Genomic DNA, 12,282 nt, shown 5'->3' with positions numbered 1-12,282 from the left:
CGGCTAGCTCGCAAGAAAGTGAGGCGTCGGACCCGTGCCCGGCGTAACTTGGTGCAATCTCATCCGTAAATCCGGTAATCCCTGTCGTACGGAGACACAGATGATCGACCGCCGCATGATGTTTACGACCACAGCCGGACTGTTCGGCCTCGCCGCTTTGCGCTGGTTCGGCGGTTCCGCGCCGGCGCGCGCCGCCGAGAAGTTCGAAATCGAGAAGACCGAGGCGGAATGGCGCGCCCAGCTGACGCCCGAGCAGTTCGACATCCTGCGCAAGGAAGGCACCGAGCGGCCCTGGACCAGCCCGCTTCTGAAGGAGCACCGCAAGGGCACCTTCGCCTGCGCCGGCTGCGATCTGCCGCTGTTCTCCTCGGACACCAAGTTCGACAGCGGCACCGGGTGGCCGAGCTTCTTCAAGCCGCTCGACAATGCGGTCGGCACCCGCCAGGACAAGACCTACGGCATGGTCCGCACCGAGGTGCATTGCCGTCGCTGCGGCGGCCATCTCGGCCACGTATTCGATGACGGTCCGAAGCCGACCGGTCTGCGCTATTGCATGGATGGCCTGTCGCTGGTGTTCCATCCGGCGAGCCCGTCGTCGACCTGACGAAAATTCTCCGCCTGGCAAAAATTCTGTGCCTGGATTGCCGCGCGCGTCCGTTGAAGACCTGAAAAGCGGGTCTTCACGACGCGCCGGCGCCTGCCCGCAGCAGCCGAGCCGGAGCGCGATGGTGCGCGTGCCGGCCCGGCAAGAACTGCCGGCTCGGCAATTGTTCACCACTTCTGCTACCGCTTTTTTGACGTCGTTATTTTTCAAGTCGCTGATTTCACAGCGATTTCATATCTGGCACAGCGATTGCGACAGCTCTCCACGAAACGCGGTGCGGGCCGACCCCGCCGCCGGCATCCATGTGGAGAGATTGGTATGGGTATCTTCGACGCGATGAACACCTCGGTGAGCGGTCTGTCCGCTCAATCATTCGCGCTGCAGAACATTTCCGGTAACATCGCGAACGCCTCGACCGTCGGCTACAAGGGCATCGGCACCAGCTTCGAAGACCTCATTCCGAACGCTACCAACCCGACCCGGCAGAACGCCGGCGGCGTCACCGCCTTCGCCAAGGCGACCATCACCACGCAGGGCACCGTCTCGACCTCCTCCGTCGCCACCAACATGGCGATCAACGGCGACGGCTTCTTCAACGTGCAGAAGGCCTCGTCGGTGGTCGACAACGTCCCGGTCTTCACGGGCGTCACCAACTACACCCGCCGCGGCGACTTCCAGCTCAATGCCAACGGCAACCTGATCAACGGCGCCGGCTACTATCTGATGGGCGTCGCGGTCGATCCGAAGACCGGCAACGCCACCGGCAACGTGCCGACGGTGCTGCAGTTTGCCAACAACTTCGTGCCGGCGCAGGCGACAACCGCCATCCAATACGCCGCCAACCTGCCGACGCAGCCGAAGACCGGCGCCAGCGGCAATGCTGCCGTCGGCACGCTGGTCGCGGCCGGCGGCCTGAACTCGGCCGACCTGTCGAACGTGCCGCTGCCGGTCGGCACCAATTTCTACGCCGACGCCACCACCACGGGCGGCACCGCGGTCAACAAGAACGCGGCCAACATCACGACCACGACCCTGCTGTCGGGTGCGGCGGCCACCGACTCCATCACGTCGAACTTCACCTCGGGCGACACCATCACGCTGACCGGCAGCGCCGGCGACGTCGTCACCTTCTCCTTCGTCTCGTCGGGCGCATCGGGCACGCAGATCAATGTCGGCGACTCCGTCGGCACGCTGCTGGCGAAGATCGCGGCGGTGACCGGCGTCTCGCCGACCATCACCGCCGGCAAGATCACCCTTCATTCGGGCAGCGGCGAGGACTGGACCTTGAGCAGCGCATCGAGCGGCTTCACGGCGCTCGGCCTCACCTCGCCGGTGGCGCTGACGCGAACGGCCACTGCCGGCACCGGCATCGTGATCGGCAACGATCTCACCAACTTCAACAACGAGACCATCTCGGGCGGCGCGGTCACGACCTACAACTCGGCCGGTACGCCGGTGAACGTGCAGCTGCGCTGGGGCAAGACCGACAGCTCGACGCTCGGCACCGGCCACAAGGACGTCTGGAACCTGTTCTACCAGACCAATTCCAGCGCCACCGGCTCGACCGTCGCCTGGCAGAACGTCGGCACCAACTTCACCTTTGCCTCGGACGGCTCGCTGACCTCGCCGACGACGTCGTCGATCTCGATCCCCAACGTCGTGGTCGACGGCACCACGCTCGGCACGGTCAGCCTCAACATCTCCTCCGGCGCGCTGACGCAATATGCCAGCACGATCGGCTCGGCGACGATCAACAACATCTCGCAGAACGGCTTCGCCGCCGGTCAGCTGCAGTCGGTTGCCGTCAACAATAGCGGCATCGTCACCGGCACCTTCTCCAACGGCCAGACCATCAACCTGGCGCAGGTGACGCTGTCGCACTTCAACGGCACGAACTACCTGAAGGCGCTCGACGGCGGCGCCTATGAGGCGACCGACCAGTCCGGCCAGGCCATCATCGGCGCCTCCGGCAAGATCTCGGGCGGCTCGCTGGAAGGCTCGAACACCGACATCGCCGACGAGTTCACCAAGCTGATCGTGACCCAGCAGGCCTATTCGGCCAATACCAAGGTGATCACGACGGCCAATTCGATGGTGCAGGATCTTCTGAACGTGCTGCGCTAACAGCGCAGCCCGTGGCGGTTGAAATGACATAAGGCAAACGAACATGGGTTTGAGTTCAGCCCTCGCCACCGCGATGTCCGGCCTGCGCTCGACGCAGGCGGCGCTCTCGATCATCTCGTCGAACGTCGCCAACGCCAACACGCCCGGCTACGTCGCGCAGAACCCGAATCAGATCGAGGTCGCCTCCGGCGGCTTCGGCTCGACGGTGATGACGACGGGCGTCAACCGTCAGCTCGACCTGTTCGTGCAGAACCAGCTCCGCACCGAGACCTCGGGCGGAGCCTATGCCGGTCAGATGGCCAACATCCTCGGCCAGCTGCAGTCGGTGTACGGCACGCCTGGCGGCAGCGGCACGCTGGAGACGGCGCTCAACAATTTCACCACCGCGCTGCAGTCGCTGTCGAACAATCCGAGCAACCAGTCGGCGCAATCGGTGGCGCTGTCCGCGGCGCAGGGGCTGGCCCAGCAGCTCAACGCGACCACCAAGGGCATCCAGACGCTGCGGACCAATGTCGAGCAGGACATCGGCAACTCGGTCACGCAGGCCAACGCGGCGATCAAGCAGATCGCCACCTTGAACACCCAGCTGCAGGGCCTCAGCCAGTCCGATCCGTTGTCGGCGACGCTGCAGGACCAGCGTGACAACGCGATCGACACGCTGTCTAAATATGTCGACATCCGCGTCGTTTCGGACTCGACCAACGGCATCAGCGTGTTCACCAACTCCGGCATCCAGCTGGTCGGCGCGGGGCTGAGCTCCGAATTCACCTTCTCCTCGCCCGGCACGCTCGACGCCACCTCGCAATACAACAGCAATCCGACCAAGAACGGCGTGGGGCAGCTCAACATCAAGCTGTCCAACGGTGTCTCGCTCGACGTCGTCGCCAACAATCTCCTGAACTCCGGCCAGATCGCGGCCGATCTCAAGCTGCGCGACCAGACCCTGGTGCAGGCCCAGACTCAGGTCGACCAGCTCGCAGCCACGATGGCTTCGGCGCTGTCGGACAAGACCACGGCAGGCACAGCGGTCGCAGGTCCGCCGGCCGGCTTCGACGTCTCGACCACGGGCCTGCTCGCCGGCAACACGATCAATCTGACCTACACGGATTCCAGCAACGTTCAGCGCCAGGTCAAGATCGTCAACGTCAACGACCCCGCCGCGCTGCCGTTGCAGAATGCGACCGGCGCCAACCCGTCCTATGTCGGGGTCGACTTCTCGCTCGGCATGGCCTCGGTGGTCACGCAGCTCAACAGCGCGCTCGGGGCGGCGCATCTGCAGTTCTCCAATCCGAGCGGAACGACGCTGCGCATGACTGACGACGGCACCAGCCAGGCGACGGTGCGAGCGGCTTCTTCCACAACGACGGTACAGACGCTCGCCAGCGGCAATGCTCAGCTGCCGGTGTTCACCGACGGCGGCGCGCTCTACACCGGCGCGATCACTTCGAGCGGCTCGCAGATGACGGGCCTCGCCGGCCGGCTCAACGTCAATCCCGCGCTGCTCAATGACGCGACCAAGCTGTCGACCTACTCGACCTCGCCGCAGACGGCGGCGGGCGACTCGACGCGGCCCGACTTCCTGTTCGCGCAGCTGACCTCGGCCACCTTCAGCTACTCGCCGACGACCGGCCTCGGCTCGGCGGCGCAGCCGTTCCAGGGCACGGTGTCCGGCTATCTGCAGCAGTTCGTCAGCCAGCAGGGCAGTGCCGCCGATCTCGCGACCCAGCTCAACCAGGGCCAGAGCGTCGTGGTCGCCACGCTGAAGGAGAAGTTCAACTCCACGGCAGGGGTGAACATGGACAGCGAGATGTCCAACCTGATCCAGGTCCAGAACACCTATGCCGCCAATGCCCATATCATGTCGGTCGTGCAGAGCATGATGCAGAGCCTGCTCCAGGCGTATCAGTAAGGTGCGTGTCAGATGACGATCAGCAGTGTCAATTACGGAACGTCTCTGCTCGGCCTGTCCGTGCGGAACATCTCCAACCAGCTCGCCGACCTCTCGACGCAGCTGTCGAGCGGCAACAAGGCGAACAACTACGCCGGGATGGGCCCGGACGAGGGGTTTGCGATCGCGGCGCGGGCGCAGCTGTCGAACATCTCGGCCTTCTCGCTGACGATGACGCACGTCAACACGGTCATCGGCGCGATGAATACATCGCTGCAGTCGTTGTCGAAGATCGGCAGCCAGGTGCAGAGCGGCGCCTCCGCGACGCCGCAGAACCTGACCAGCTCCGGCCAGACCACGGGCCAGCTCACGGCGTCCTCCAATCTGTCGGCGATCGTCGGCATTCTCAACACCCAGGTCGGCGACCGCTTCATCTTCTCGGGCAGCGCCACCGACCGTCCGGCGATTGCCTCCGCCGACGAGATCCTCAACGGCACCGCCACGCAGGCCGGCCTCAAGCAGGTGATCGCCGAGCGGCGTCAGGCCGATCTCGGCCTGAACGGCCTCGGCCGTCTCAACCTCTCGGCCTCGGCCACCGTGCCGATCACGCTGTCGGAGGACGTCGCCGGCTCGCCGTTCGGCTTCAAGCTCAGCTCCGTGACCTCGTCGCTGACCAATGCCACGGTCAGCGGTCCGTCCGGCTCGCCGGCGGGCATCTCGGTGGACCTCACGGCTGGCAATCCGAATGCCGGCGACCAGATCAGCTTCATCTTCAAGCTTCCTGACGGCACCTCGGAATCGATCCAGCTGACCGCGTCGACCACGACGCCGGCGCCCGCCAACACCTTTGCGATCGGCGCGACGCCGGCGGCGACCTCGGCCAACCTGAACGCGGCGCTGAACACCGCAGTCACGACACTCGCCAACACGGCGCTGGTTGCCGCCTCCGCGGTAACCGCGGGCGACAATTTCTTCAGCACGGCAAGCTCCGTGTCCGGGACCGCCGTCAACAACAAGGCGGCGACGCCGGCCCCGATCACCGGCGCGACGCTGCTGTCGGGCGCGGCCAGCACCAACTCCATCGCGACCAATTTCGCCAGCGGCGACACCATCACGGTGAACGGTCAGACGCTCAGCTTCGTAGCCTCGGGCGCGAGCGGCAACACCCAGATCAACATCACCGACAGCGTGCAGACGCTGCTGTCGAAGATCGACACGCTGAGCGGGACGTCGAAGGCCTCCACCGTGAGCGGCGGCGTGATCACCCTGCGCACCGACGACGCGGCGAGCTTCTCGATCTCGAGCTCGAATGCGGGTGCGTTCGGCGCCCTCGGCTTCTCCGGCACCGTCACCGCCGCAGCGCCGCCGTTGCGGGTGTCCGGCACGCCGCTGGGATCGGCGACCAGCCTGGTCAACGGCTCGACCAACACGATCTCCTGGTACACCGGCAACAGCGGGACGGGCTCGGCGCGGTCGAGCTCCACGATCCGCATCGATACGGCGCAGAGCATCCAGTTCGGCGCCCAGGCCAACGAGTTCGCGATCCGCAACCTGGTGCAGCAGACCGCGGTCTATGCCGCCGTCAACACGCCGCCGGCGGGAGCCAATGCCGGCCAGCAGATCGGCGCGCTCAGCCAGCGCATCGCCTTCAACATGACGGCGCAGCTCGGCCAGCAGTCGATCTCCGACATCCAGACCGACTTCGCCAACGCGCAGACCACGATGAAGGACGCGACGGCGCGCCAGACCCAGGCGAAGGCTGCGATGCAGAGCCTGGTCGACCAGACCGAGGGCATCTCGCAGCAGGAGGTCGCAAGCCAGATCCTGCAGCTGCAGACCAATCTGCAGGCCTCCTACCAGACGACGGCGATGCTCGCCCAGCTGTCGCTGGTGAAGTACCTGTAAAAAAACGGGGACGGCGGTTAAGTTCTCGTTAACCGCGTCTCTTTAGCTTTTGTTCAGATTTGGGGCGGGAGCCTCTGCATCTGGAGGCTGACGTGAGTAACGCGAGCGACGAGCGGATCCATCTGGTGATCGCGACCCCATGCTTCGGCGGGCAGGTGTCGAGCATCTATGCGAGCTCAGTCTTCGCTTTGCAGCGCGAACTGCGCGCCACCTCGAACGTCGGCCTGACGGTCCACATGCGCGACGGTGACGCGCTGATCACCCGCGCCCGGGCCAATCTGGTCACGCTGTTCCTCAACGATCCCACCGCGACCCATCTGCTGTTCATCGACGCCGACATCGGCTTCTCGCCGAAGCAGGTGTTCCGGCTGATCGAATCCGGCGGCGACATGGTCGCCGGCGTCTATCCGATCAAGAAGGTCAACTGGACCAAGGCCCGCCGCGCCATCAGTTCCAACCGCATGGATGTGCCGGCGGCGTCGCTCGATTACGTGATGGAGATCGAGAACCCCGATCACGTGGCGGTGGTCAACGGCTTCACCCGCGTGCGCTACGCCGGCACCGGCTTCCTGATGATCCGCCGCCGCGTCATCGAGGCGATGATCGCGCATCCGGCCTATGCGCCGCTGCAGTTCTTCCGCGAGCATTCGCACGATGCTTTGGCCGGCAGCCCGAACCGCTTCGCGCTGTTCGAATGCATGATCGATCCTGACACCGGCACCTATCTCAGCGAGGACTTCGCCTTCTGCAGGCGCTGGACCGATCTCGGCGGCGAAATCTGGGCCGATCTCGACAGCCGGCTCGATCATGTCGGTCCGTCCGTGTTCCACGGCAATGTCGCTTCGCAGTTCGCATCGGCCGTGAACGTCCCCACGGCCGCCGCAGACGCCGCGTGACGATCGCATCATGACGCCGCCCGCGACCCGGCCGGAGCTCTCGACATCGTCCCTCGTCGGTCGGCGTGCGCTGGACGCGACGACCGGTCTGCGCGATCTGTTCGCATTGCTCGGCGATCTCCTCATCGACGGTGGCGACAGCCGCCTGGCCCTCGACCGTCCGTGGGGCCGCAACGCCTATGGCTGCCCGCCGACGCCGGCGCCGGATCTCGTGTGCTTTTCCTCGAGCACGGCTTCGCCGATCTCCGAGCGCGCCTATGCGCGGGTCGAGCTCGCACGCGAGCAGTTGATGCATGCGGCGATCTCGCTCGGCGTCAACGACGCGCTCGATCGCCGCACCGAGGAGATGCGCAGCGAATTGCGCCGTCATCTCGGCCTGGCCGACGATGTCGACATCGTGTTCTCGCCGTCCGGCACCGACTCGCAGCTTCATGCGCTGGCGCTGGTGCGGGCCGGGCTCGGCGACCACGTCACGAGCGTGATCGTTGGCAGCGATCAGACCGGCAGCGGCACGGCTGCAACCGCGCGGGGACGCCATTTCAGCACGCGGACCGCGAGCGGTCTCGCCGTCACCAGGGACGCCCCGATCGAGGGCCTTTCGGGGAAGGCGGTGTTCCTGCCGCTGCTCGACGGCGCATCGGTGCAGCCGCGAAGCAACATCGACGCGGTGCTGCTCGACACCGTCGCAGGACTGGTCCGAGAGGGACGCAGCGTGCTGCTGCAGGTGATGGACGCCTCCAAGCTCGGCTGGCGCGCGCCTGGCATGGCCTGCCTCGACGAGGTGGCGCGGCGCTGGCCGGGCCGCGTCCAGATCGTCGTCGACGCCTGCCAGATGCGGCTGGGGGCAGGGCGGCTGCGCGCGCATCTCGATCGCGGCCATCTGGTGCTGATCTCCGGCTCCAAGTTCTTTGGCGGACCGGCCTTCAGCGGTGCGTTGCTCGTGCCGCGCGCGGTCGTATCTGCGCTGCATCGCGGCCATGCCGTCGCGTCCGGATTGCTCGACTACGTCAATCGCCACGATTGGCCGCTGGCCTGGACGGATCTGCGGGCCCGCTCGGCGTCGCGCGCCAACATCGGTCAATGGCTGCGCTGGGAAGCCGCGCTGGAGGAGATCGCGGCCTATCACGCCGTGCCCGAGGCGTTTCGCCGGATGGCGATCCGGCAGCTCGGAGAGGCGATCGAGAGTCTGCTGATGTTGTCGCCGGTCCTGCGTCCGATCGCGACTCACGGCGCCGCCGAGGCGGCAGATGGCGAATTCGCCGGTCCCACGATCTTCCCCTTCGCGCTTCAACGCGACGGCCGACTGCTCGATCTCGGTGAGACACAGGCCGTGCATCGCGCGCTGCAGCACGATCTCGCCAGCCGCTTCAGCGGACGTTCGGCCGCCGTCGCCGCGCGGCAGTGCCTCGTCGGCCAGCCGGTGCGGATCGACCGCCCCGGCGAGGCGCCGTCGGCCGCGCTCCGGCTGTGCATCGGCGCGCGGCAGGTCACGGACGCATGGAGCGACGACATCACCGCGGCGCGCGTCAATCTCGAAGCCGACATCGACCGCATCGCCGACGTGGTCGCCAAGATGGAGCTGCTCGTGTCGGAGCTGAGCAGCCAGGATCTCAGGGACATCTGCGATGGCAACTGATCTGCTCGCCTTGGGCGACTCCACTCGCGCGGACTTTGCCGACCGGATCGGCATGGCCAAGATCGCCAAGGCCGCCTTCGATGGCCAGGATCTGAAGCCGATGTGGGCGGCCTTGCTCGGCAAGCTGCTCGACGGCACGGCCACCGCCGGTGAGGGGCTCGATCTGGCTCTGGTCGCGCAACTGATCGGCGAGAAATCGTCGGGGCTCGCGATCCAGCATGACGTGCTGCAGGCGCAGCAGCTCTATCGCGTCGCGGGTAACGGCTTGGCCCCGCGGCTGCGCGTGCTCGCGCTGGCGGCTTCGACCGACATGGGCAGCAACACGCCCATCGAGTTCCTGCTCGAGGACACCGACATCGAGCTGATGCTGCTCTATGTCGTGCCGGGCGCCGAACTGCCATCGCCGCTGCCCGCGCATGATGTCGCCATCGTCATCGCCTCCGATTCAGAGGACTGCCAGCACGCGCTGCACGAGATCGACGCGGTGGCGGCGCGCTGGCCGCGCCCGCTGCTCAATCCGCCGCAGCGGATCTGGCATCTCGATCGCGACAAGCTGCACGCGCTGCTCGCCGGCGTCGAGGGGCTTTTGATTCCGGCGACGATCCCGGCCGAGCGCGAGCGCCTCGTCGAGGTGGCGGACGAGCGCGAGCCGATCGAGGACATCAGCGAGGCGCTCGGCTTTCCCATCATCATCCGGCCACGCGGCTCGCATGCCGGCGTCGGCCTCGAGAAGATCGAGGAGCCGATCGAGCTGTCGCTCTATCTCGACGAGCGCGACGAGCAGGAGTTCTTCGTCTCGCGCTTCGTCGACTATGCGAGCGAGGACGGCCAGTTCCGCAAATATCGCATCGTGTTCGTCGACGGCACCGCCTATGCCTGCCACATGGCGATCGCGCGGCGCTGGGACATCTGGTACCTCAACGCCGGCATGGCGGCGAGCGAAGGCAAGCGCCTCGAAGAGGCGACGTTCATGCAGACCTTCGACATCGGCTTCGGCCGGCGTCATCGCAGCGTGCTCGCGGCGATCGCCGAGCGCATCGGCCTCGACTATTTCATCATCGACTGCGCGGAAACGAAGAACGGCGCGCTGCTGGTGTTCGAGGCCGACAATACGGCGGTCGTGCACAACATGGATTCGCCGGATGTCTTCCCCTACAAGCCGCCGCAGATGCGCAAGATATTCGCGGCGTTCGCCGACATGATCGTCAAGCGCGCCGCTGCGGCGGCGGAGCAGGCGGCGTGAGCGACGCCGCGCGCACTGCTCCGACGCTGCGGCCGGCCGAGACGCTCGATCCGCAGGACTGGAGCGCGGTGCGCGCGCTCGGTCATCGCATGCTCGACGACATGATCGACTACGTCGCCGGCATCCGCGATCGTCCGGTCTGGCAGCCGATGTCGGCCGCGACGCGGCAGCGCTTTCGCAGCGAGCTGCCGCATGCGCCGACCGATCTCGCCGAGGTCTATCGGGATTTCAGCGAGCTCATCGTCCCCCATGCCACCGGCAACGTGCATCCCGGCTTTATGGGCTGGGTGCATGGCGGCGGCACGGTGGTCGGCATGCTCGCGGAGATGCTGGCCGCGGGGCTGAACGCCAATCTCGGCGGCCGCGATCACGCGCCGATCGAGGTCGAGCGCGAGGTGGTCGACTGGACGCGGCAGCTGTTCGGCTTTCCGCAAGGGGCCAGCGGCCTCTTCGTCACCGGCACCTCCATGGCCAATCTGATGGCCGTGCTGGTCGCCCGCCGCGCGGCGCTCGGCCCTGCTGTTCGCATTGAGGGCGTAGGCGAGGCCGGCGGACGCCTGCGCGCCTACACCTCGAAGGCCGCCCATGGCTGCATCGTCAAGGCGATGGATATCAGCGGCTTGGGGAGCGATGCGCTGCGCAGCATCGCCGTCGACGCCGCGCATCGCATCGATATCGCCGCGCTGCGGGCCGCCATTGCGGCCGACCGCGCTGCGGGCTTACAGCCGTTTCTGGTCGTCGCATCCGCCGGAACCGTCGACATCGGTGCCATCGACGATCTCGCAGAGGTGGCCGAGCTGTGCCGCAGCGAGAGGCTGTGGTTTCACGTCGACGGTGCGTTCGGCGCGCTGGCTATGTTGTCGCCCGAGCTCGCCCCCAAGCTCGCCGGCATCGAGCAGGCGGATTCGATCGCGCTCGACTTCCACAAATGGGGGCAGGTGCCGTACGACGCGGGCTTCCTGCTGGTGCGCGATGGCGGCAAGCATCGCGACGCCTTCGCCGCGCCGGCCGCCTATCTGCGTCGCGAGACGCGCGGCCTCGCTGCCGGCGCCGAATGGCCGTGTGATCTCGGGCCTGATCTGTCGCGCGGTTTCCGCGCGCTGAAGACCTGGTTCACACTCAGGACGTTCGGCACCGATGCGCTCGGCGCCATGATCGCGCGCAGCTGCGCGCTCGCGCGCGATCTGCAGCAGCGGGTGCGCGAGGAGCCCGAGCTCGAGCTGCTGGCGCCGGTCAATCTGAACATCGTCTGCTTTCGCTACCGGTGCCAAGATGCCGACGCGATCAACGGCGCTGTTGTCGCCGACATCCACGAATCCGGTCTCGCCGCTCCATCGACGACGATGCTGGAGGGCCGCTTGGCGATCCGCGCCGCGATCGTGAACCATCGCACCGACACGTCCGATGTCGATCGGCTGATCGCTGCGGTCCTGAGGTTCGGCCGTCAGCGCACCGCCGGCACCACGGCGTTGATTGATGTCGAGGCGCCGCCGCTCGTGCCCGGATCGTAAACGGTCCGGCCTTGCCGGGTGGATGGTACCATCGCAAAGGTGAACTGAGATGGTGGGCGGAAGCTTTCCGAAGTTGGTTGACGCGTGGTGAAGACGCCGGCGCGCGAGAGAATCTCTCTTTGTTTTCAATGGGCCGCTTGATCGTTTCGCTGCGCGACGGCGGTCGCCCGCGCGACTCTCTGGACGATTGAACGGCGCTGCAGCCACAACCGCTTCAGCAATCGTTAGGCACTGCCATTCACCGTGACGCCCGCTTGCCTCGACCAAGAATTCGGTCTGGGCCGCACGCCGATCTCGAAGGGATCGGGCGTTTGTTTCACACCAGAAGGGTATGAAAATGTCAGGTATCGTCCTCTCGGCGTCGGTGCGCCAGAATCTGCTTTCGCTGCAGTCGACGGCTCAGCTCCTCGCCACCACCCAGAACAACCTCTCCACGGGCAAGAAGGTCAACTCGGCGCTCGACAACCCGACCAAC

At 66.3% G+C, this 12,282-nt stretch carries 8 protein-coding genes; all 8 read left to right on the top strand.

Annotated features, from left to right (window positions below; genetic code table 11):
• The first annotated feature begins 100 nt into the window (after nucleotides 1-100).
• Nucleotides 101-604 (top strand): peptide-methionine (R)-S-oxide reductase MsrB, encoded by a 504-nt coding sequence (gene msrB / locus BRAO375_RS07310; RefSeq protein WP_009026826.1) that lies wholly within the window; start codon nucleotides 101-103, stop codon nucleotides 602-604.
• 318 nt (nucleotides 605-922) lie between these two features.
• Entirely contained in the window at nucleotides 923-2,728 is a 1,806-nt protein-coding gene (locus BRAO375_RS07305; protein ID WP_009026825.1) for a flagellar hook-basal body complex protein, read from the top strand.
• Between the two features lie 43 nt (nucleotides 2,729-2,771).
• The gene (gene flgK / locus BRAO375_RS07300) at nucleotides 2,772-4,637 is read left to right on the top strand and encodes a flagellar hook-associated protein FlgK (protein ID WP_035639413.1); all 1,866 of its coding nucleotides are present in this window, start codon (nucleotides 2,772-2,774) and stop codon (nucleotides 4,635-4,637) included.
• A gap of 12 nt (nucleotides 4,638-4,649) precedes the next feature.
• Complete coding sequence (locus BRAO375_RS07295; protein ID WP_009026823.1) at nucleotides 4,650-6,521, top strand: flagellar protein; 1,872 nt, start codon at nucleotides 4,650-4,652, stop codon at nucleotides 6,519-6,521.
• Between the two features lie 92 nt (nucleotides 6,522-6,613).
• Entirely contained in the window at nucleotides 6,614-7,417 is an 804-nt protein-coding gene (locus BRAO375_RS07290; RefSeq protein ID WP_009026822.1) for a hypothetical protein, read from the top strand.
• 10 nt (nucleotides 7,418-7,427) lie between these two features.
• Nucleotides 7,428-9,053, top strand: a complete 1,626-nt coding sequence (locus BRAO375_RS07285; RefSeq protein ID WP_009026821.1) for a hypothetical protein — start codon at nucleotides 7,428-7,430, stop codon at nucleotides 9,051-9,053.
• A 52-nt stretch (nucleotides 9,054-9,105) separates the two neighbouring features.
• A complete protein-coding gene (locus tag BRAO375_RS07280) occupies nucleotides 9,106-10,296 on the top strand; it encodes an ATP-grasp domain-containing protein (RefSeq protein ID WP_009026820.1) in 1,191 nt (396 codons plus the stop codon).
• Nucleotides 10,293-11,807, top strand: coding sequence for a pyridoxal phosphate-dependent decarboxylase family protein (locus BRAO375_RS07275; RefSeq protein WP_009026819.1), 1,515 nt, complete (start codon nucleotides 10,293-10,295; stop codon nucleotides 11,805-11,807). The genes BRAO375_RS07280 and BRAO375_RS07275 overlap by 4 nt, the downstream gene beginning before the upstream one ends.
• Nucleotides 11,808-12,282 lie beyond the last annotated feature (475 nt).

The sequence above is a fragment of the Bradyrhizobium sp. ORS 375 genome (assembly GCF_000239775.1).
Lineage (GTDB): Bacteria > Pseudomonadota > Alphaproteobacteria > Rhizobiales > Xanthobacteraceae > Bradyrhizobium.
Note: the sequence above shows the minus strand (reverse complement) of the source record. Positions and strands in the feature narration are given on the sequence as shown.